Below are 19,267 nucleotides of genomic sequence, written 5' to 3' on the forward strand. Positions count from 1 at the left end.
ACGGAAATCGGTCCGACGGCAGCGGCCGGGTCGCGCCTAGTATCTGCTGCCCATGAAACCGAGAGGAATGTCATGTCTTTTGTCACCTGCTGCCGCGTCGCGGCGCCCGTGATCCTCGCCGCCCTCGCCGTGACCGGCTGCGGCGGCATCGCCAGCGGCGTGGGAGACGCACTGGACGCCATCGGGGACGGACTGATCTGCGGGCTGCGCAACTGCACGGAATCGTCCACGCTGAACGTGGACGAGATCAGCCCCCGCTTCACGGCGACCCAGACGGCAGGCGACGACCGGGTCGTGGTGGACGGCTTCCTCGGCAAGTCGGCCAATGTGCTGACCACGGTGCTGATGGCTCCCGGCGAGCGCCTGTCGGTCAGCGTGGACGGCGGCCCCGAGGTGACGATGAGCAACCCCGACGGCAAGCGCCAGGACTACACGGCCACGCTGGCCACCACCAGCACGCGGCCGGTGGTGCAGCTGGCCTTCACGCGGGGCGGCATGCGCCACGTCAGCCAGGTCACGCTGCCGGCGCCGTTCACGGTGCTGCAGCCCACGGGCGCCCCCTTGCTGACGCGCAACGGCGCGGCCCTGCCCGTGCGGCTGAGCCTGGCCGGCGTGGGCGACGCCGCCGCGGTGGCCAGAGGCAGCTGCAACCGCTCGGATGGCAGCAGCTTCGCGCTCAAGGGCACCGCGCTGGGCGCGCGGGCCGAGGGCAGCGTGGCGGGCGGCTACCGGCTGGAGCCGGCGGCAGTTGACGAGGCGCTGAACACCACCAGCCGCAGCGCCAACAACAACGACGCCAAGACCGCCGCCGTCAGCCGCTGCGAGCTGACCGTGACCTGGGTGCAGTCCGCTCGCGGCAGCATCGCGCCCACGATGAACGCGCATGGCAGCTTCACTGGCGAGCGTCGCGCCAGCCACCCGCTGAGCTACGACGCGCGGCTCTGAAGCAGGCCGTCGGCCAGCCAGCGCTGCAGAAGGCCGATGACGGCCGGCGCAGCGGCTTGCGGGTCGCCCAGCTGCTCGGCGGCGTGCTCGCACAGCCGCGCGAAGGGCGCGCCTTCAGCCACCGCCGCCAGCAGCGCGGCCTCCAGCGGCTCCAGCGAGCGCCAGCGCGTTTCCAGGTCCTGGCGCCAGGCCAGCAGCGTGTGCTCGTGCGGCACGGGCTCCGGCAGCTCGGGCTGGTCGGCGCCGGCCTCGGGTTCCCACTCGCGCAGCACGCGCCAGGCGGGCTCGATGGCGTGGGCCAGCGTCACGCGTTGCACGCCAGGCTGCAATGCCAGCACGAGGCCGGCCCAGTCGTCGGGGCTGAGCGCGGCCAGCGTCGCGGCGTCGAGCAGCGGCGCCTCGGCGGCGTCGAAGGCGCCGCGCAGCGCCCAGTCCATGCGGGCGAAATCGACGAGGCTGGCGTGGGGCACGAGGTCGTCCCCGGCCGTGGCCATGAAGTCGGCCAGCGCGTGGCCGAACCAGCGGATAGACGGATGCCGGCTGGGACGCGCATCGACGTAGGCGCGGCCCAGCGCGTCGAAGGCCTCATCGCCCAGCGCGCGGGCCAGCACGGTGAAGTTGTCGGTCAGCGCGGCGACGAGGCGGGCGCGGTAGGCGTGGCGGTAGGCCTCCAGGCCGAGGGCGAAGTCGCCGGCCAGCAGGCCGGTTGCATCGGCGCCGTCGCGGATGGCGGCGGCCAGGCGCTGTTGCAATGCGGCCGTGGTCATGCGGCCTCCGCGAGGCGGCGCGCCACAGTCAGCTCGGCCAGCAGGCTGTCCAGCGGCGGGATATGGTCGTCGCGCTCGATCATGGTCGGCACCGGGCCGAAGCGCCTGACGGCGTGCTGGTACAGCGCCCAGACCTCGTCGCGCACCGGGTGGTCGTGGGTGTCGATGACGATGTCGCCGCGGTCCTCGTGGCCGGCAAGGTGGATCTGGCGCACCGGCTCGACGGGGATGCCGGCCAGGTAGTCCAGCGGGTCGAAGCCATGGTTGCGGCCCGAGACATAGACGTTGTTGACGTCCAGCAGCAGCTGGGCGCCGGTGCTCTTGAGCAATTGGGCGATGAAGTCCCACTCCGTCATCTCGTCGGCGGCAAAGCGCACGTAGCTGGACACGTTTTCCAGCACAAGGGGCCGGCCGAGGACGTCCTGCACCTGGGCGATGCGCCCGCCGACGTGGTCGAGCGCGGCGCGCGTCAGCGGCACGGGGAGCAGGTCGTGCAGCTGGCTGTGGGCGTCGGCGCTCCAGCACAGGTGGTCGGACACCCAGCCGGGCTGCAGGCGGTCTGCCAGGTCCTTCAGTTCGCGCAGATAGGCCAGGTCCAGCGGCGCCGGCCCGGCGACGGACAGCGACACGCCGTGCATGACCAGCGGGTAGTCGGCCCGGATGCGCTCCAGGTGCACCATCGGCGGACCGCCGGGCACCATGTAGTTCTCGGAAATGATCTCCAGCCAGTCGGGCCGCAGGGCGACATCGACGCCGGCCTCGAAGTCGGCGTAATGCTCCACGCGCAGGCCGAGGCCGAAGCCTTGGATGTGGGTCATGGGGAGAGAAGGAAAACGCCGCCCAGGCATCAGCCTGGCGCGGCGTCGATTTGGCTAGCTGAGCCGATTACTTTTCAACCTTGCCACCAGCCTTGGTGCACTCGTCAGCCGACTTCTTGCTGACCCAGCCCTGGCCCTTGCAACCGTTGTGGCCCTTGCAGTCGCTCTTGGCGGTCTTGCATTCGGAAGTGCCCTTGCAGCCGTTCACGCCGGAACACTTGACCATGCCATCGGCGGCCATGGCGGTCGTCGGCACGGCGGTGGCGAACAGGGCAGCGGCAGCGGCAGCGATGCCCAGGCCGGTCTTGAGGGATGCGTTCATGTGGAGTCTCCAGAAGAAAGAGGAAGTGGATGAGATCGGGGTTCACCACAGGTCGATTCCGGAGAGGCCCCGACATCGACTTGCCAGCTTGCGTCGGAATGACCCTTCAAGTCCTTACAGCCAGCCGGCAGATTCTGATTACCTGCCGTTATGGCTGCAAGGGCGCGTGGCATTCGTCATGCCGGCGTCCCAGCCGCTAGAGTCCGGCAGCTTGCCGCCGCCATTCCCATGCTGAACACCGAAACCCCGAGCACCCGTCATCCCGACCTGGACAGCTACGCCACGCCGGCCCTGCTGGATGCATTCATCGACGACCAGACCGCCGCCGTCGCCGCGGTCAAGGCCGCCCTGCCGCAGCTCGCTGCCGCGGTGGACGCCGCGCTGCCGCGCATCCGCGCCGGTGGCCGGCTGCTGTATGCCGGCGCGGGCACCTCCGGGCGGCTCGGCGTGCTGGACAGCGTGGAGCTCTACCCCACCTTCTCCTGGCCACGCGAGCGGGCCGTGGCCGTCATTGCCGGCGGCGCGGGCGCGATGTTCGTCGCGGTGGAGGGCGCCGAGGACGACCGTGCCCAGGGCGCCGCCGACCTTGCCGCGTTGAACCCCGGCCCCAACGACGTGGCGCTGCTGCTGGCCGCCTCGGGTGGCACGCCCTATGTGCTGGGCGCTATACAAGCCGCGCGCGCAGCTGGCGCCTTGACCATCGGTTTCGCCAACAACCCCGGCGCCCCGGTCACCGCCCAGGCCGACATCGGCATCACACTGGACACCGGCCCCGAGGTCATCTCCGGCAGCACGCGGCTCAAGGCCGGCACCTCGCAGAAGATCGCGTTGAACACGTTCTCGTCGGCGCTGATGGTCAAGCTGCACAAGGTCTACGGCAACCTGATGGTGGACCTGAAGGCGACCAACGCCAAGCTCGTGAAGCGCGCGCTGGCGCTGGCCGTGCGCGCCTCGGGTGCCAGCGAGGCCGACGCGCAGGCGGCACTTGGCGCTTGCGACCACCACGTGAAGACAGCCCTCGTCATGCTCAAGCGCGGCGTGGGCGCCGACGCCGCCCGCGCGCTGCTTGATGCGGCGGACGGCAGCGTCAGCCGCGCCCTCGACGCATGAACCGTTCCCCCTGGGCGTGGATTCCCACGCTCTATTTCGCCCAGGGCATCCCCTATGTCGTCGTCATGACGCTGTCGGTGGTGCTCTACAAGAACCTGGGCATCTCCAACACCGACATCGCCCTCTACACGAGCTGGCTCTACCTGCCCTGGGTCATCAAGCCGCTGTGGTCGCCGCTGGCCGAGTTGTTCGGCACCAAGCGGCTGTGGGTGACGGTGCTGCAGTTCTTCGTCGGCGCGGCGCTGGCCGGCGTGGCGCTGACCATCCCGACCGACAAGGTCTTCCAGCTCTCGCTCGCGGTGTTCTGGCTGATGGCCTTCGCCTCGGCCTCGCACGACATCGCCGCCGACGGCTACTACATGCTGGCCCTGCCGCAGCACAGCCAGGCGGCCTTCGTCGGCGTGCGCTCCACCTTCTACCGCCTGGCCAACATCGGCGGCCAGGGCGGGCTGGTCTACCTCGCCGGTGAGCTGACCGAGCGCACGGGCAGCGTCGCCCAGGCCTGGAGCACGGTGTTCTGGCTGCTGGGCGGCCTGTTCGTCACGCTGGCCGCCTGGCATGCCCTGGTGCTGCCGAGGCCCGCTGCCGATGTGCGCGGCACCGGCCGCAGTGCGGCGCGCGGGCTGGTGGCCGAGTTCTTCGCCGTCTTCGCCAGCTTCTTCAAGAAGCCCGGCATGGCCGTCACGCTGGGCTTCCTGCTGCTCTACCGCTTCCCCGAGGCGCAGCTGCTCAAGCTGGCCTCGCCCTTCCTGCTCGACCCGGTCGACCAGGGCGGCCTGGGCCTGTCCACCAAGGCCGTGGGCATCGCCTACGGCACGGTGGGCCTGACGGCGCTGACGCTGGGCGGCCTGGCCGGCGGCTGGGTCATCTCCCGCGTGGGCCTGAAGCGCGCGCTGTGGCCGCTGGTGCTGGCCATGCACGTGCCCAACGTGGCTTTCCTTCTGCTGGCCCTCTCACACCCCACGAGCCTGGCCGTCATCAGCGCCGCGCTGGCCGTCGAGCAGTTCGGCTACGGCCTGGGTTTCACGGCCTATCTGATGTACATGATCCATGTCGCCGAAGGCCCGCAGAAGACGGCCCACTACGCCATCTGCACGGGCTTCATGGCGCTCGGCATGATGATCCCCGGCATGTGGAGCGGCTGGCTGCAGGACCACATCGGCTACGTGCCCTTCTTCGGCTGGGTGCTGGTGGCCACGCTGCCCAGTTTCGTCATGGCGGCGCTGATCAAGGTGCCCGATGACTTCGGAAAGAAGGTCGACGAATGAAGGACCGGTTCAGCCCGTCGCCGGGCCGCCCCAAGACGGGCGGCATCCCCTCGGGGGAGCGGACGCCGTACGCGGCGGCCCAAGGACGAGTTCTCTCGCTGGACGCCTTCCGCGGCTTCGCCATCGCGGCCATGCTGCTGGTCAACAACCCGGGCGACTGGGGCCATGTCTACGCGCCGCTGCTGCACGCCCACTGGAACGGCTGGACCTTCACCGACTGGGTCTTCCCCTTCTTCGTCTTCATCAGCGGCATGGCGATGACGATCAGCCTCGCTCGGCGTGCGCAGGCGGGGGCCGACAAGACGGCCCTGCTGCTCGCTACCTCGCGACGCGCTGCCGTCATCATTGGCATCGGACTGGCTCTCAACCTCATCCCCAGCTTCAACTTCGACACCTTGCGCATCCCCGGCGTGCTGCAGCGCCTGGGTCTGTGCACGCTGGCGGCAGCCCCCATCGTCATCTGGTGCCGCGCGCGCGGCGTGGCGCTGTGGGCGCTGGCGCTGATGGCCGTCTACTCCCTCATCCAGCTCTGCCTGCCGGTGCCCGATGCCGATGGCGTCGTCCACACCGGCCTGCTGGAGCCGGGCAAGGATGCCGGGGCCTGGCTGGACCGCCTGCTGATGGACGGCCACCTGTGGCGGCAGGCCAAGACCTGGGACCCCGAAGGCCTGCTGTCCACGCTGCCCGCCGTGGCCTCGCAGCTGCTGGGCGTGCTGGCCGGCTATGTGCTGGCATCGTCCAGGCAACCCGCAGAGAAGGCCATGACCTGGGTGCTCGCGGGCCTGGCCTCGCTGTGGCTGGGCCAGGTGCTGGATACCTGGCTGATGCCCATCAACAAGTCGCTGTGGACGCCGAGCTTCGTGTTCACCATGGCGGGCTGGGCCTGCGTCGTGTTCGCCGTCTTCTACTGGCTGCTGGACGCCTCGCCGCGGCCGCTGTCGCGCGCCCGCTGGGCGCGGCTGCTGCACCCGCTGGTGGTGTTCGGCATGAACGCCCTGTTCCTGTTTGCGCTGTCGGGCCTGGTGGCCAAGATGCTCTACACGGTCAAGTTCGCCGACGGCCGCACACTGGGCGCCGCGCTCTACGCCCCGCTGCGCGACTCGGGCCTCGCGCCGGTGAACGCCTCGCTGCTGCACGCCATCGCCTTCGTGCTGGCGATGTACGCCGTGGCCTGGGTCATGTACCGCAAGCACTGGTTCGTGAAAGTCTGAAGCCATGAAACGCCGCCACCTGCTGAGCCTCGCCTCGGCGCCCCTGCTTGCCGCGTGCGCCACGCCGCCCCTGCCTGCGCCTGTGCCGCCCGGCGAGGCCGCACTGGCGCCGACACCGCCCGCACCCGCCGCTGCCTCGCCGTTGCCTGTGCCGCCCCGCGAATGGCGGGCCGCGTGGATCGCCACCGTCGCCAACATCGACTGGCCCAGCAAGCCCGGCCTGAGCGCCGAAGCCCAGCAGGCCGAGATCCGCGCGCTGTGCGACACGGCCGTCGGCATCGGCCTCAACGCGCTGATCCTGCAAGTGCGCACGGCCACCGATGCGCTCTACGAGTCGAAGCTGGAGCCCTGGAGCGAGTACCTCACCGGCACCCAGGGCCAGCACCCGGGCTACGACCCGCTGGCTGTGTGGCTCGCCGAGGCCAAGGCCCGCGGCCTGGAGCTGCACGCCTGGTTCAACCCCTACCGCTCGCGCCACAGCTCGGCCAAGTCGCCGGTGGCGGACAGCCACGTCAGCCGCAGCCACCCCGACTGGGTGCGCCGTTATGGCGACCAGCTCTGGATGGACCCCGGCGAGCCCGCCGCCGCCGAGCACACGCTGGCCGTCGTGCGCGACTGCCTGAGCCGCTACGCCGTGGACGGCGTGCACATCGACGACTACTTCTACCCCTACCCCGTCACCGACCCGACCACGAAGCAGGAAGTCGATTTCCCCGACGAGCCGAGCTGGCAGAAGTACGTCGCCAAGGGCGGCAGCCTGGCCCGCAACGACTGGCGGCGCTACAACGTCAGCAGCCTGGTGCAGCGTCTCTATACGTTGGCCCACGAGGTGCGCCCCGGCACGCGCGTCGGCGTCAGCCCCTTCGGCATCCCCAAGCCCGCCGCGCGCCCGGCCGGCATCAGCGGCTTCAGCCAGTACGACAAGCTCTACGCCGACGTGGAGCTGTGGCTGCGCGAGGGCTGGATGGACTATCTGGCGCCCCAGCTCTACTGGCCGCGTTCGCAGACGGCGCAGGCCTTCGAGCCGCTGCTGCAGGCCTGGCGCGCGAGCAACCCGCTGGGCCGGCCCATCCACCCGGGCCTGTTCACCAGCCGCATCAACGACACGCCGCAGAGCTGGCAGCCCGACGAGGTGCTGGCGCAGATCGACGCCATCCGGCGCCTGTCGCCCGGCAGCGGCCACATCCACTTCAGCATGGCGGCGCTGACGCAGAACCGCAAAGGCATTGCGGACGCGCTGCGCAGCGGGCCTTACGCGGGGGCCGCGGCAGCTTCGGCGCAGGCCTCGCCCACGCGCTGAGCCCGGCCGGGCTGCAGCACGCGTGACACGCCGGCCGCCATGAAGCCCGCCAGCAGCGTCGCATCGGCGCTGCCGTCCGTCACCAGCACGTCTACATCGGCCGGCGGGCAGATCTGCACGCGGCTGGCCTGCCCCAGCTTGCTGGCGTCCGCCAGCACGACGCGCTGGCGCGCCCGGTCCAGCATCGCGCGGGCCACCGTGGCCTCGTGCCACAGGTAGTCCATCGCACCGTTGACGGCATCGAAGCTCACCGGCGACACGAACGCCCAGTCCACCTGCAGCCGGGTGATCTCGGCGACCGTCTGCTCGCCGTAGGTGGCAGGCACGTCGTCCTCCAGCCGGCCGCCCAGCAGGCGCACCTCGTGGCGGCGGTGGCAGGCCAGCACCATGGCGGCGTCCAGCGAGTTGGTGATGACGATCAAGCCCTCGCGCCTGGCCAGCTCCTGCGCCAGCGCCAGCGTGGTGGAGCCGGCGTCCAGCAGGCAGGCCTGGCCGGGCTGCATCAGGGCGGCGGCGGCCACCGCGATCTCGAGCTTCTCCAGCCGCTGCAGGCCCGTGCGCTCGGCGTAGGCGGGCTCGGGCGGCCCGCCCGCGGCCGCCACCGCACCGCCGTGCACGCGGGCCAGCTGGCCGGTCCGCTCCAGCTCGATGAGGTCGCGCCGCACGGTCTCGCGCGACACACCCAGCGCATCGGCAAAGCGTTCAGTGGTCAGGCCCTGGTGGGTGGTCAGCAGGTCGAGGATGAGGCGGTGTCGTTCGGCAACCCACATGAGCGGCGGCGGTGGTCGGGTAAGGCAATGCGCAAGCAGTGGATCAGCGGCCTGTGGCGGTTGTGTGAATCCGAGGCCGGATGTGGAAATCCGTGGAAATCAGGTCACAGACACCAATGTGTCGCAGAACTGTCGTGGATTTTTGTGACATTGCGGCCCGTTCCAACGCCGCTCACCGGCCCTCGCGCCGGTGGCCCCGTCACTTCTAGCCCACTCCACACCATGCGTTCAGCCGTTCACGCCCTCACCCCCGTTGCCGCCCTGCTGGGCCTGGCCTTCGCCGCCCTGCCGGCCCTGGCACAGAACACCGAGACCCAGGAGCTCGAACGCGTCACCGTGACGCTGGGCCGCGGCCAGATCCGCTCCGTGCAAGGCCTGACCAAGGCCGACTTCGAGGCCGCCGCGGCCGCCGGCCAGAGCCCGCTGGCCACCGTGTCGCGCCTGCCCGGCGTGAACTTCCAGTCCGCCGACCCGCTGGGCAACTACGAGTGGTCCACCCGCTTCACGGTGCGCGCCTTCTCGCAGAACCAGCTGGGCTTCACGCTGGACGGCGTGCCCCTGGGCGACATGAGCTACGGCAACCTCAACGGCCTGCACATCAGCCGCGCCATCTCCAGCGAGAACGTGGCCCGCGCCGACCTGTCGCAGGGCACCGGCTCGCTGGACACGCCCTCGTCCAGCAACCTGGGCGGCACGCTGCAGTTCTACTCGGCCGACCCGGCCAAGGCCTTCGGCCTGCAGGCTTCCCAGACGCTGGGCAGCAACAGCAACAGCCGCACCTTCCTGCGCCTGGACAGCGGCGCCTCGGAGCTTGGCGCCGTCTACCTGAGCTACACCCGCCAGGTCGCCGACAAGTGGCGCGGCGAAGGCCAGCAGCGCCAGGAGCAGGTCAACCTGAAGTACGTGAAGGACTTCGGCGAGAGCCGCCTGTCGGCCTTCATCAACACCTCCAACCGCCGTGAGATCGACTACCAGGACATGTCGCTGGAGATGGTCAACCGCCTGGGCTACGAGTGGGACAACTTCTTCCCCAACTTCGCCGCCGCGGTGAAGGCCTCCAACACGCTGTGCGGCAACAACGGCAGCACCTACGTCGCGCAGTGCGACGACGCCTACTACGCCGGCTCCGGCCTTCGCAAGGACACGCTGGCCGGCGCCACGCTGGACGCCAAGCTGGCCGACAGCCTGCGCCTGAAGACCACCGTCTACCACCACAAGAACGACGGCCGCGGCCTCTGGTACACGCCGTACACCGCGTCGCCCGACGGCACGCCCGTGGCGCTGCGCACCACCGAGTACGCCATCAAGCGCAACGGCGTGACCGCCACGCTGGACTACGACATCGCCGGCCACCAGCTGCGCGCCTCGGTCTGGCACGAGAACAACGACTTCGACCAAGCCCGCCGCTTCTACGCCACGCCGCCCAGCGCCGTGCCCAGCCCCTACGACTTCCCGAGCAACCCCTTCTTCACGCAGTGGCAGTACGCGTTCACGACCAAGACCGACCAGTTCTCGCTGTCCGACACCGTCTCGCTGACGAATGAGCTGACGCTGGGTGCCGGCTTCAAGTCGCTGCGCGCCACCATCGACGCCAACCGCCAGGTCGGCAGCGGCCCGGCCGGCAGCATCACCGCCAGCAAGGGCTTCCTGCCCCAGGTCGGCCTGAACTACCAGCTCAGCCGCACGGACGAGCTGTTCACCAGCGTGTCCAGGAACATGCGCGCCTACCAGGGCGCGGCTACCGGCACGACGCCGTTCGCCACCACGCAGGCCGGCTTCGACGCCATCAAGGGCTCGCTGCGCCCCGAGACCTCCACCAACTTCGAGGCCGGCTGGCGCACCACGTCCAAGCTCTACGAAGCGGCCGTCACGGCCTACATCGTGGACTTCAAGGACCGCCTGCTGGGCGTGACGCAAGGCTCGGGCATCCAGGGCAACCCCACGGTGCTGAGCAACGTCGGCGGCGTGCGCACCAAGGGCCTGGAGGCCGCGCTGTCGCTGCGCCTGATGCCCGGCGTGAGCTGGTACAACAGCCTGAGCCTGAGCAACTCGACGTACAAGGACGACGTCGTCAGCAAGAACGCCAGCAACCAGACCACCACTGTCGCCACCGCCGGCAAGCACGTCGTCGATGCCCCGGACCAGATGGTCAAGAGCATCCTGAGCTACGACGACGGCCAGTGGTTCGGCAACGTCGGTGCGGACTACATGTCCAAGCGCTACTTCAGCTACCTCAACGACGCCTCGGTGGCCGGCCGCACGCTGTTTAACCTGAGCGGCGGCCTGCGCACCAAGTCACTGGGCTTCCTGTCCGAAGGCAGCGTGCAGGTGGGCGTGACCAACCTGGGCGACCGCAAGTACATCTCCACCATCGGCAGCAACGGCTTCGTCAACAGCGGCGACAGCCAGACCCTGCTGCAGGGGGCGCCGCGCCAGTTCTTCGTGACCTTGACGGGCAAGCTCTGATGAGCCCGGCGCCCGCCCAGCTCGACCGGCGCCAGCTCATGCTGGCCGCCGGGCTGGCTGCGGTGGGCGTGAGCGCGCAGGCGGGCTCGCGCCCGCTTGCGCTTGCCACGCCCGCTGACGCCCAGCACCTGCGCATCGCCTTCGGGTCCTGCGCCAAGCAGTCCAAGCCGCAGCCCATCTGGTCCACGGTGCGGGCCGCGCGGCCGGACCTGTTCCTGTTCCTGGGCGACAACCTCTACGCCGACGCGCGCGACGCCGACACGCTGCGCCAGCGCTACGCGGAGTTCCGCAAGGTCGAGGCGCTGCAGTCCTTCCGCCGCGACACCCCCCACCTCGCGACCTGGGACGACCACGACTTCGGCGACGACGACGTGGGCGGCGAGTACCCGCTCAAGCGCCTCTCCCAGCAGCTGTTCTGCGACGAGTGGAACGAGCCCGCCGATTCGCCGCGCCGCACCCGCCCGGGCATCTACGAGGCCTGGCGCATCGAACGCGGCGGCCGCACGGTGCAGGTGCTGATGCTGGACCTGCGCTTCAACCGCACGGCGCTGGTCGCCGACCCCGGGCTGAAGCAGGGCTACGCGGCGATGTACGCGAAAGCCAAGCTCGGCGGCGGCGCGATGAAGGGCTGGTACCTGCCCAACCCCGACCCCGCCGCCACGCTGCTGGGCGAGGCGCAATGGGCCTGGCTGGCCGAGCGCCTGGCCGAGCCGGCCGATGTGCGCCTCATCGTCTCCAGCGTGCAGCTGGCAGCCGAGGGCACGGGCTGGGAAGGCTGGAACAACTTCCCGCGCGAACGCCAGCGCCTGGTGGACCTGATCCGCGAGATGCGCGCCGAAGGCGTGGTCGTCGTCAGCGGCGACATGCACTACGCCGACCTCTCGCGCTGGGACGTGCCCGGCGGCTACCCGCTGTGGGACCTGACCTCCAGCGGCCTGACCGAGGTGTGGGACATCCCCACGCCCAACGCTCGCCGCGTGGGCAGCGTCTACGCCGACCTCAACTTCGGCCTCGTGGACCTGGACTTCACCACGCCGGTACCCACGCTGGAACTCAGCATCCGCGACCTGAAGGGCGACACCCGCCTGCAGCACCGCCTGAGCCTGGACCAACTGCGTTTCCCCACCGCATGAGCCACCTCCACCGCCGCCACGTGCTGGCCGCCCTGTGCGGCCTGGCGCCGCTCGCCCAAGCCCAGCCCTCGGCGCTGGAACAGGCCGCCCGCGCCGAAGGCCGCGTCACCAGCGTCGGCATGCCCGACGACTGGGCCAACTGGCGCGCCACCTGGGCCGACCTGCAGCGCCTGCACGGCCTCGCCCATGTGGACACCGACATGAGCAGCGCCGAGCAGATCGCCAAGATGGAGGCCGAGCGCGCCAACGCCAGCATCGACATCGGCGACGTGGGCTTCGAGTTCGGCCCCATCGCCAAGGCGCGCGGCCTCACCCGCGCCTACAGGCCCGGCACCTGGGCCCAGGTGCCCGACTGGGCCAAGGACGCCGACGGCCACTGGGCCCTGGCCTACACCGGCACCATCGCGTTCGCCGTCAACAAGCGGCTTCTCAAGGACGTGCCGCGCAGCTGGAAGGCGCTGTTCGCGGCGCAGCCGCGCGTGATGATCGGGGCCGTCGGCCGCGCCGCCCAGGCCAACGCCGCCGTGCTGGCCGCCGCCCACGCGCTGGGCGGCAGCGAAGCCCAACTCAAGCCCGCGCTGCAGGCCTTCGCCGCGCTCGCCAAGGCCCGCAAGCTGCTCGGCACCGAGCCCTCGCCCGCGCTGATGGAGCGCGGCGAGGCCGAGGTCTTCCTGCTGTGGGACTTCAACGCGCTGAGCTACCGCGACAAGCTGCCCAACGCGGCCGACTACGAGGTGCTCATCCCCGGCGACGGCAGCATCACCAGCGGCTACACCACGCTGCTGAACACCTACTCCAAACGCCCCAACGCCGGCAACCTGGCGCGCGAGTACATCTTCAGCGACGCCGGCCAGCTCAACCTCGCCCGCGGCAACGCCCGGCCCATCCGCGTCGACCACCTGACCCTGCCCGACGACGTGAAGAAGAAGCTGCTGCCCGCCGCGCAGTACCAGACCGCGCGCGCGCTCAAGCCGCAGCTGTGGACCGAAGAAGTCAAGAAGCTGCCCAGGGCGTGGCAACGGGAAGTCCTCGGCGCATGAACAAGCTAGTCCTGCTGCTCGTCGACGGCCTGCGCGCGGACACCGCCCGCGACTACCTGGGCTACGTGCAGGCGCTGAACGAAGCCGGCCGCGCGCACTGGAGCACGCTGCGCTGCGAGCTGCCCAGCCTGTCGCGCCCGCTCTACGCCACCGTGCTGAACGGCCGCACGCCGCTGGAGCACGGCATCCTCGGCAACGCGCAGGCCGGCCAGCGCTGCGGCCCCACCCTGTTCGACGACCTCGCCGCCGCCGGCCGCCGCTCGGCCGTGGCGGCCTACCACTGGGTGTTCGAGCTGCTGGCAGGCGCCGTCTTCGACCCGCTGCTGCACCGCGAGACGGCGCTGCCGCAACTGGGTGTCGAAGGCGCACGCTGGTACTGGGAGGACGACTACCCCGACTCCCACCTGCTGGCCGACGCCGAGGCGCTGCGCCAGGTCCACGCGCCCGATTTCCTGTTCATCCACCCGATGGGCCTGGACCTGGCCGGCCACCGCCACGGCGGCGAGTCCACCGGCTACAGCTTCGCCGCCCGCAAGCTGGACCAGGTGCTGGCCCAGGCCCTGCCGCGCTGGCATGCCGCCGGCTACGACCTGCTGCTGACCAGCGACCACGGCATGCACGCCGACCACTGGCACGGCGGCCCGTTGCCGGTGGAGCGTGACGTGCCGCTGGTGTGGCTGCCGCATCAGGCCGGCCCCGACGCCCCCGCCGGCTGGCCCGCCACGCAGCTGGGCATCCGTCGCTTCGTCGCCCAGCGCCTCGGATGCCCCTGACCCCGGCCCGCGCCTGGCTCATCGCCACGCCGCTGCTCGGGCTGCTGGCCGCCGCGCTGCTGCTGCCCTTCGGCTGGCGCAGCCTCGACCTGCTGCACGCCTGCCTGGGCGGCGGCGAATGCGCGTTGCAGGAACTGTGGGCCGACCGCTTCTACGTCGATGCCATCGCGCGCACCGTCGCGCTGTCAGCAGCCTCCACCGCCTTGGGGCTGGTGCTGGGCCTGGGCGCGGCACTGCACCTCGTCGCCCACCCGCGCTGGGAGAGGCCGGTGGCAGTGCTGGCGGGCCTCGGCGCCAACTTCGCCGGCGTGCCGCTGGCGCTGGCGCTGACCCTGCTGCTGGGCAGCCAGGGCGTGCTCACCGCGCTGGCCCGCGGCGCCGGCCTGCTGCAGGACTGGGACCTGGCCAGCGACGCCGGCCTGCTGCTGGCCTTCACCGCCTTCCAGGTGCCGCTGGCGCTGGTGCTGCTGATGGCGCCGGTGCGGCTGCTGGACCCGGCCTTCGCCGAGGCCGCCGCCACGCTGGGCGCCTCGCCCGCGCGCTTCTGGCGCCGCGTGGGCCTGCCGCTGCTGGCGCCCAGCCTGGTGGAGACGGCCAGCCTGCTGTTCGCCAACGCCGCCGCGGCCTACGCCACGCCGTTCGCGCTGGCCGGCACGGCCAGCCCGGTGCTGGCGGTGCGCATCGCCGCGGCCGTCAGCGGCGACATCTTTTCGCAGCCCGAGCTGGCCACCGCCCTGTCGCTGGTGATGGCCCTGCTGCTGCTCACGGTCATCGTCGGCGGCCGGCTGCTGGCCGCCCGGTTGAGGCGTTCGGCATGAAGCCCTTGAAGTCAGCCAACCGACCCTGGCGCCTGCCCGCCCTCGCCTTCTGGGCCGCCGCGCTGCTGGTGCTGCTGCCGCCGCTGGCCGTGCTGGCCTACGCTTTCAGCGAGCGCTGGGACCAGGGCCTGCTGCCGCAGGGCGCCACGCTGCACTGGCTGGCCGGCCTCGCGGCGGACGAGCGCGTGCGCGGCGCGGCGTGGAATTCGGTGTGGATCTCCGGCGCCGCCGCCGCGCTGGCGCTGCTGCTGGGTGGCGCGGCCAGCCTGGCCGCCCACCTCGCGTCGCCCCGGCTGAAGCGCCTGCTGGACGCGCTCGCGCTGGCACCCTACGCCATCCCGCCCGTGGTCGTGGCCATCGGCGCGCTGGACCTGTTCGTCGGCCGCTGGGGCGACATGCTGGACCTGCGCGCGGTCTACGTCGGCCTGCTGGCCGCGCTGCTGTTCCCGCTGGTGCACCAGACGCTCACCGCCGCGCTGCAGCAGCTGGACGCCCGCCCGCTGATCGACGCCAGCCGCACGCTGGGCGCCTCCGACGGGCTGCTGCTGCGCCGCGTGCTGCTGCCGCTGCTGCTGCCGGCCTTCGCCGCGGCCGGCCTGCTGGCGTGGACGACGGCGGCCATGGAGTTCGCCATCGCCAACCTGCTGCTGGCCGGCTCGCTGGAGCTGCTGCAGCCTCTCATCAACGGCCTGCGCGGCGCCAACGGCCATCTGGCGGCGGCCCTCATCGTCGTCAGCCTCGTCGTCGTCACGGGGCTGGGCCTGCTCATTCAACTGCTCACCTCATGGCGAACCCCAGCGCGCTCCTGATCCACCAGGCCGGCCTCGCCCTCGGCGGCCGCGCCATCCTGCAAGGCATCGACCTGGACCTGCCGCCCGGCCAGGTGCTGGCCCTGCTGGGCGGCTCGGGCTGCGGCAAGACCACGCTGCTGCGCGCCATCGCCGGCCTGCAGCCCCTGGACAGCGGCAGCGTGCAGCTCGCCGGCCGCGACGTGAGCGACCTTCCCACCGCGCGGCGCGGCATCGGCGTGGTGTTCCAGCACTACGCGCTGTTCCCCAACCTCAGCGTGGCCGACAACATCGCCTTCGGCCTGCAGGCCCGCCACGAGCCCGCCGCGCAGCAGCAGGCCCGCGTGGCCGAGCTGCTGCAGCTCGTCGGCCTGGCCGAGCATGCCGCCAAGCGCCCGGCACAGCTCTCCGGCGGCCAGCGCCAGCGCGTGGCCCTGGCGCGGGCGCTGGCACCGCGCCCTTCGCTGCTGCTGCTGGACGAGCCCTTCTCGGCGCTGGACGAGAGCTTCCGCGTGCCACTGCGGCGCTCGTTCCGGCAACTGCAGCGCGAGCTGGGCCAGAGCTGCGTGCTCGTCACCCACGACCGCGACGAAGCCTTCGAGCTGGCCGACCAGGTGGCCGTGATGTTCGACGGCCGCATCGAGCAGTGCAGCCCGCCGGCCGAGCTGTGGCAGCGCCCGCGCACGCTGCGCGTGGCCGAGTTCCTCGGCGCCTTCAACCGGCTGGACGCATGCAGCGCGCCCGCGCCCTGGCGGCGTGACACGGGCTGCTGGATCGCGCCGCTGGCGGCGCTGCAGCCGGCCGGTGCCGACACGCCGGCGCACGCCTGGCGCCTGAACGCCCGCGTGCTGGCCACCCACCCCGGGCGCACGCACACCAGCGTGGAACTGCGGGCAGCGGCCGAGCAGGCATTGACGCTGAACCTGCCGCCGGGCGCACCGGCGCCGGCCCCGGGCACGCAGCTGGCGCTCGCCTTGCCCGCCGCGGCGCTGCAATGGCTGGCGGACTGACCCCCTAGTTCGGCAAGGCCCGGCCCGGGTGTCACGCCGGCTTCATGCCCGGCGCCTAGCGTGACCACACCCCCCCAACGGAGACACGCCATGCGCCGCACCCTCACCCGACTGGCCCTGCTGGCCCTGGGCATCGCCAGCCTGCCCGCCTTCGCACATGACGGCGACGGCGAACGCCGAGCCATCGGCAGCGTGCAGCTCGGCCCGCGCCCCTTCTTCCTCGTCAATGACATGGCCGACAGCGCGCTGAAGAAGCGCCTGCAGCAGTGCGCCGCCACCCGCGAGAGCTACAAGCCCACGCTGTTCTCCATCGGCCATCGCGGCGCGGCGCTGCAGTTCCCCGAGCACACCAGGGAGAGCTACGAAGCCGCCGCGCGCATGGGTGCCGGCATCGTCGAGTGCGACGTGACCTTCACGAAGGACAAGGAACTCGTCTGCCGCCACGCGCAGAACGACCTGCACACGACCACCAACATCCTCGCCACGCCGCTGGCGGCGAAGTGCATCAAGCCCTTCACGCCCGCCGTGTTCGACGCCGCCGGCACGCTGGTCGCACCCGCGGCCGCCGAATGCCGCACCAGCGAGCTGACGCTGGCCGAGTTCAAGACCCTGCGCGGCAAGATGGACGCTGCCAACCCGCGCGGCCGCACGGTGGCCGAGTACATGGCCGGCACGCCCAGCTGGCGCACCGACCTCTACGCCGGCCCCACCAGCGGCACGCTGGTGACGCTGAAGGAGGCCATCGCGCTGTACAAGAAGCTAGGCGTGAAGATGACGCCCGAGCTGAAGGCACCCAGCGTGGCCATGCCGTTCGACGGCTTCAGCCAGGCCGCCTACGCGCAGAAGATGATCGACGAGCACAAGGCCGCCGGCGTGCCCGCGCGCGACGTGTGGGCGCAGAGCTTCAGCAAGGACGACATCCTCTACTGGATCGCCAACGAGCCCGCCTTCGGCCGTCAGGCCGTGTTCCTCGACGGCGCCGCCACCGCCGCGGACCTGCCGAACGCCGACCAGCTCAAGGCCTACCGCGCCGCCGGCATCCGCATCGTGGCGCCGCCGCTGTTCGCGCTGCTGACCGCCGACACCAGCGGCAACCTGCTGCCCTCGCAGTACGCCCGCAACGCCCGCGCGGCCGGCCTGGACATCATCACCTGGTCGCTGGAGCGCAGCGGCATCCTGGCCGACGGCAACAACGGCTCGTACTACCAGACCTACGACAGCGCCATCACCCGCGAGGGCGACATGATGCGCATGCTCGACGTGCTGGCCCAGGACATCGGCGTCATCGGCGTGTTCTCGGACTGGCCGGCCACCGTCAGCTTCTACGCCAACTGCACCGGCCAGAAATAGGCCGCCCCGCGCCCGGGGTCGGGCGGTCGCGGCGGGCTACATTGCAGCCCACCTGAACCGCTCGCCCCGGCATGCGCTCCGTCGTTTTCCGCCTCCTGTGTCTCGCCCTGCTGCCCTGCGCCTTCGCATCGGCCTGCGAGCTGCGCATGACCTGGAAGCATGACCCGCCCTACCAGTACGAGGACGAGCAGCGTCGGCTCACCGGCCTGGAGATCGAGGTGGCGCGCGCCGCCCTGGCGCGCATCGATTGCCGGCTGGTCCCGGTGGAGCTGCCCTTCGCCCGCGCCATGGCCGAGCTCGAAGCCGGCCACATCGACGTCGTGCCCGGCGTGCTGCCCAGGCCCGATCGCGAGCGCTTCGCACGCTTCTCGCGGCCGGGCCTGCGCACCCGCAACCTCGTGTTCCTGCGCAGCGACCTCGCGCCCGAGCGGCGCGTCGCAACGCTGGACGAGCTGGGCGCGTCGGACCTGCGCGTCGGCCTCGAACGGGGCACGGCCTACCGCGTCGAGCTGAAGGCCCGGCTCACACGGCCCGGCCAGGAGCGCCGCGTGGAGGAGGCGACCAGCCTCGAAGTGCTGCTGCGCATGCTGCAGATGCGCCGCATCGACGCCTTCGTGGCCGACGAGTATTCGACCGCCTACCTGGCCCGCCAGCTCGGCCTCGCCGCGGTCGTCCAGGCCAGCCCCATCGTCATCGACGAGGACGCGCCGGTGTTCGCCTTCTCGCGGCTCACCGTGGCCGCCGCCGTCGTCGAGCGCTTCAACGCCGCGCTGGACGCGATGCGGCGCGACGGCAGCCTCAGGCGGCTGGAGACCCGGTTCCTCCACGCGCCGGCGGCGGCACCGCGCAGGTGATCGGCGCCAGCCGCGGCACCTCCTCGTCGCTCCACAGCCGGAAGTGGGCGACGAAGTGCCGGCCCGAGCCGTCTTCCAGGCCGAAGCTGCCGCTGTTGCCGGGCGCCACGTCCAGCGTCATCTGCAGGCCGGCCAGGTAGTCGCACTGCGCGAGACTGGCGTAGACGGGCATCTCGCCCACGCGCCCCAGCAGCCGGTCGTCGGCGTTGAGCTTGAGCTCGTGCACGGCAAAGCACATCGGCGCGCTGCCGGCACAGCAGCCGTGGGATTGGTAGAACAGCAACTCGCCGTGCTGGCGGCGCAGCTGCTCGATGAGCGCTCGTGCGGCCTCGCTGGCCTGCACGCGGGGGATGGTGTCTGGCATCGGCGACCTCAGGAAAAAGAGGCGGACCGAGCGTCGGGCCGCCCCAAGCCGGTCCGTTCTGGCGATGTGCTTGGCGGTCGGACCGCCAGGCATCGCCGTCCCCTCGGGGACCGTCCAGACTCGCACGCGTTCAGCGATGCGAGCCTGGGCGAGGGGCCAC

Annotated in this window: 19 protein-coding genes; 14 read left to right on the plus strand and 5 right to left on the minus strand. The window is 71.3% G+C overall.

Features of this window, described 5'->3' with window-relative positions; genetic code table 11:
* Nucleotides 1-72: 72 nt before the first annotated feature.
* Nucleotides 73-945 carry a hypothetical protein gene (locus AC07VX_RS04170; protein ID WP_493162960.1) on the plus strand — a complete coding sequence of 291 codons (873 nt, stop codon included), beginning with the start codon at nucleotides 73-75 and terminating at the stop codon, nucleotides 943-945.
* Here the strand turns inward: AC07VX_RS04170 and AC07VX_RS04175 are convergent.
* From AC07VX_RS04175 to bufA2, 3 genes are all read right to left on the minus strand, one after another.
* Nucleotides 927-1,712: an HvfC/BufC family peptide modification chaperone gene (locus AC07VX_RS04175; RefSeq protein ID WP_493162959.1), complete on the minus strand. Its 786-nt coding sequence runs from the start codon at nucleotides 1,710-1,712 to the stop codon at nucleotides 927-929. The two genes, AC07VX_RS04170 and AC07VX_RS04175, sit on opposite strands and share 19 nt — an antisense overlap.
* Nucleotides 1,709-2,530 (minus strand): MNIO family bufferin maturase, encoded by an 822-nt coding sequence (gene bufB, locus AC07VX_RS04180; protein ID WP_493162958.1) that lies wholly within the window; start codon nucleotides 2,528-2,530, stop codon nucleotides 1,709-1,711. The genes AC07VX_RS04175 and bufB overlap by 4 nt, the downstream gene beginning before the upstream one ends.
* 67 nt (nucleotides 2,531-2,597) lie before the next feature.
* On the minus strand, nucleotides 2,598-2,852 hold the full coding sequence (bufA2, locus tag AC07VX_RS04185; protein ID WP_056200244.1) for a BufA2 family periplasmic bufferin-type metallophore: 255 nt from the start codon (nucleotides 2,850-2,852) through the stop codon (nucleotides 2,598-2,600).
* Nucleotides 2,853-3,080: 228 nt separating this feature from the next.
* Here bufA2 and AC07VX_RS04190 point away from each other — a divergent pair, with 228 nt between their 5' ends.
* Genes AC07VX_RS04190 through AC07VX_RS04205 form a run of 4 tightly spaced genes read left to right on the plus strand, consistent with a single transcriptional unit; the run spans nucleotide 3,081 to nucleotide 7,741 of the window.
* A complete protein-coding gene (locus AC07VX_RS04190) occupies nucleotides 3,081-3,962 on the plus strand; it encodes an N-acetylmuramic acid 6-phosphate etherase (RefSeq protein WP_493162957.1) in 882 nt (293 codons plus the stop codon).
* Nucleotides 3,959-5,230: an MFS transporter gene (locus AC07VX_RS04195; protein ID WP_493162956.1), complete on the plus strand. Its 1,272-nt coding sequence runs from the start codon at nucleotides 3,959-3,961 to the stop codon at nucleotides 5,228-5,230. Before AC07VX_RS04190 ends, AC07VX_RS04195 begins: the two co-directional genes overlap by 4 nt.
* The gene (locus AC07VX_RS04200; RefSeq protein WP_493162955.1) at nucleotides 5,227-6,441 is read left to right on the plus strand and encodes an acyltransferase family protein; all 1,215 of its coding nucleotides are present in this window, start codon (nucleotides 5,227-5,229) and stop codon (nucleotides 6,439-6,441) included. Before AC07VX_RS04195 ends, AC07VX_RS04200 begins: the two co-directional genes overlap by 4 nt.
* A gap of 4 nt (nucleotides 6,442-6,445) precedes the next feature.
* Nucleotides 6,446-7,741 (plus strand): glycoside hydrolase family 10-like protein, encoded by a 1,296-nt coding sequence (locus AC07VX_RS04205; protein ID WP_493162954.1) that lies wholly within the window; start codon nucleotides 6,446-6,448, stop codon nucleotides 7,739-7,741.
* Here the strand turns inward: AC07VX_RS04205 and AC07VX_RS04210 are convergent.
* Nucleotides 7,693-8,511 (minus strand): DeoR/GlpR family DNA-binding transcription regulator, encoded by an 819-nt coding sequence (locus tag AC07VX_RS04210; protein WP_493162953.1) that lies wholly within the window; start codon nucleotides 8,509-8,511, stop codon nucleotides 7,693-7,695. The genes AC07VX_RS04205 and AC07VX_RS04210 overlap by 49 nt on opposite strands.
* A gap of 222 nt (nucleotides 8,512-8,733) precedes the next feature.
* Between AC07VX_RS04210 and AC07VX_RS04215 the strand changes: the two genes are divergently transcribed.
* The 9 genes from AC07VX_RS04215 (at nucleotide 8,734) to AC07VX_RS04255 (ending at nucleotide 18,743) form a co-directional block, all read left to right on the plus strand.
* A complete protein-coding gene (locus tag AC07VX_RS04215; protein ID WP_493162952.1) occupies nucleotides 8,734-10,977 on the plus strand; it encodes a TonB-dependent receptor in 2,244 nt (747 codons plus the stop codon).
* The gene (locus AC07VX_RS04220; RefSeq protein WP_493162951.1) at nucleotides 10,977-12,110 is read left to right on the plus strand and encodes an alkaline phosphatase D family protein; all 1,134 of its coding nucleotides are present in this window, start codon (nucleotides 10,977-10,979) and stop codon (nucleotides 12,108-12,110) included. The genes AC07VX_RS04215 and AC07VX_RS04220 overlap by 1 nt, the downstream gene beginning before the upstream one ends.
* On the plus strand, nucleotides 12,107-13,150 hold the full coding sequence (locus AC07VX_RS04225; RefSeq protein ID WP_493162950.1) for an ABC transporter substrate-binding protein: 1,044 nt from the start codon (nucleotides 12,107-12,109) through the stop codon (nucleotides 13,148-13,150). Before AC07VX_RS04220 ends, AC07VX_RS04225 begins: the two co-directional genes overlap by 4 nt.
* Nucleotides 13,147-13,923, plus strand: a complete 777-nt coding sequence (locus AC07VX_RS04230) for an alkaline phosphatase family protein (protein WP_493162949.1) — start codon at nucleotides 13,147-13,149, stop codon at nucleotides 13,921-13,923. The genes AC07VX_RS04225 and AC07VX_RS04230 overlap by 4 nt, the downstream gene beginning before the upstream one ends.
* Nucleotides 13,914-14,741, plus strand: a complete 828-nt coding sequence (locus AC07VX_RS04235; RefSeq protein WP_493162948.1) for a hypothetical protein — start codon at nucleotides 13,914-13,916, stop codon at nucleotides 14,739-14,741. Before AC07VX_RS04230 ends, AC07VX_RS04235 begins: the two co-directional genes overlap by 10 nt.
* Nucleotides 14,738-15,550: an ABC transporter permease gene (locus AC07VX_RS04240; protein ID WP_493162947.1), complete on the plus strand. Its 813-nt coding sequence runs from the start codon at nucleotides 14,738-14,740 to the stop codon at nucleotides 15,548-15,550. The genes AC07VX_RS04235 and AC07VX_RS04240 overlap by 4 nt, the downstream gene beginning before the upstream one ends.
* Nucleotides 15,526-16,539, plus strand: coding sequence for an ABC transporter ATP-binding protein (locus tag AC07VX_RS04245; RefSeq protein ID WP_493162946.1), 1,014 nt, complete (start codon nucleotides 15,526-15,528; stop codon nucleotides 16,537-16,539). Before AC07VX_RS04240 ends, AC07VX_RS04245 begins: the two co-directional genes overlap by 25 nt.
* Nucleotides 16,540-16,629: 90 nt before the next feature.
* A complete protein-coding gene (locus AC07VX_RS04250; RefSeq protein WP_493162945.1) occupies nucleotides 16,630-17,889 on the plus strand; it encodes a glycerophosphodiester phosphodiesterase family protein in 1,260 nt (419 codons plus the stop codon).
* 71 nt (nucleotides 17,890-17,960) lie between these two features.
* Nucleotides 17,961-18,743, plus strand: coding sequence for a substrate-binding periplasmic protein (locus AC07VX_RS04255; protein WP_493162944.1), 783 nt, complete (start codon nucleotides 17,961-17,963; stop codon nucleotides 18,741-18,743).
* On the opposite strand, the gene AC07VX_RS04260 is transcribed toward AC07VX_RS04255, so the two are convergent.
* The gene (locus AC07VX_RS04260; RefSeq protein ID WP_493162943.1) at nucleotides 18,688-19,107 is read right to left on the minus strand and encodes a DUF779 domain-containing protein; all 420 of its coding nucleotides are present in this window, start codon (nucleotides 19,105-19,107) and stop codon (nucleotides 18,688-18,690) included. The genes AC07VX_RS04255 and AC07VX_RS04260 overlap by 56 nt on opposite strands.
* Between the last annotated feature and the right edge of the window lie 160 nt (nucleotides 19,108-19,267).

Source organism: Roseateles sp. GW821-FHT03B02 (assembly GCF_059421025.1).

What these genes read in the sequence shown, in the direction of transcription:
- AC07VX_RS04170 (WP_493162960.1), top strand. Translation starts at nt 73, where the DNA reads ATGTCTTTTGTCACCTGCTGCCGCGTCGCGGCGCCCGTGATCCTCGCC.
- AC07VX_RS04175 (WP_493162959.1), bottom strand. Translation starts at nt 1,712, where the DNA reads ATGACCACGGCCGCATTGCAACAGCGCCTGGCCGCCGCCATCCGCGAC.
- bufB (WP_493162958.1), bottom strand. Translation starts at nt 2,530, where the DNA reads ATGACCCACATCCAAGGCTTCGGCCTCGGCCTGCGCGTGGAGCATTAC.
- bufA2 (WP_056200244.1), bottom strand. Translation starts at nt 2,852, where the DNA reads ATGAACGCATCCCTCAAGACCGGCCTGGGCATCGCTGCCGCTGCCGCT.
- AC07VX_RS04190 (WP_493162957.1), top strand. Translation starts at nt 3,081, where the DNA reads ATGCTGAACACCGAAACCCCGAGCACCCGTCATCCCGACCTGGACAGC.
- AC07VX_RS04195 (WP_493162956.1), top strand. Translation starts at nt 3,959, where the DNA reads ATGAACCGTTCCCCCTGGGCGTGGATTCCCACGCTCTATTTCGCCCAG.
- AC07VX_RS04200 (WP_493162955.1), top strand. Translation starts at nt 5,227, where the DNA reads ATGAAGGACCGGTTCAGCCCGTCGCCGGGCCGCCCCAAGACGGGCGGC.
- AC07VX_RS04205 (WP_493162954.1), top strand. Translation starts at nt 6,446, where the DNA reads ATGAAACGCCGCCACCTGCTGAGCCTCGCCTCGGCGCCCCTGCTTGCC.
- AC07VX_RS04210 (WP_493162953.1), bottom strand. Translation starts at nt 8,511, where the DNA reads ATGTGGGTTGCCGAACGACACCGCCTCATCCTCGACCTGCTGACCACC.
- AC07VX_RS04215 (WP_493162952.1), top strand. Translation starts at nt 8,734, where the DNA reads ATGCGTTCAGCCGTTCACGCCCTCACCCCCGTTGCCGCCCTGCTGGGC.
- AC07VX_RS04220 (WP_493162951.1), top strand. Translation starts at nt 10,977, where the DNA reads ATGAGCCCGGCGCCCGCCCAGCTCGACCGGCGCCAGCTCATGCTGGCC.
- AC07VX_RS04225 (WP_493162950.1), top strand. Translation starts at nt 12,107, where the DNA reads ATGAGCCACCTCCACCGCCGCCACGTGCTGGCCGCCCTGTGCGGCCTG.
- AC07VX_RS04230 (WP_493162949.1), top strand. Translation starts at nt 13,147, where the DNA reads ATGAACAAGCTAGTCCTGCTGCTCGTCGACGGCCTGCGCGCGGACACC.
- AC07VX_RS04235 (WP_493162948.1), top strand. Translation starts at nt 13,914, where the DNA reads ATGCCCCTGACCCCGGCCCGCGCCTGGCTCATCGCCACGCCGCTGCTC.
- AC07VX_RS04240 (WP_493162947.1), top strand. Translation starts at nt 14,738, where the DNA reads ATGAAGCCCTTGAAGTCAGCCAACCGACCCTGGCGCCTGCCCGCCCTC.
- AC07VX_RS04245 (WP_493162946.1), top strand. Translation starts at nt 15,526, where the DNA reads ATGGCGAACCCCAGCGCGCTCCTGATCCACCAGGCCGGCCTCGCCCTC.
- AC07VX_RS04250 (WP_493162945.1), top strand. Translation starts at nt 16,630, where the DNA reads ATGCGCCGCACCCTCACCCGACTGGCCCTGCTGGCCCTGGGCATCGCC.
- AC07VX_RS04255 (WP_493162944.1), top strand. Translation starts at nt 17,961, where the DNA reads ATGCGCTCCGTCGTTTTCCGCCTCCTGTGTCTCGCCCTGCTGCCCTGC.
- AC07VX_RS04260 (WP_493162943.1), bottom strand. Translation starts at nt 19,107, where the DNA reads ATGCCAGACACCATCCCCCGCGTGCAGGCCAGCGAGGCCGCACGAGCG.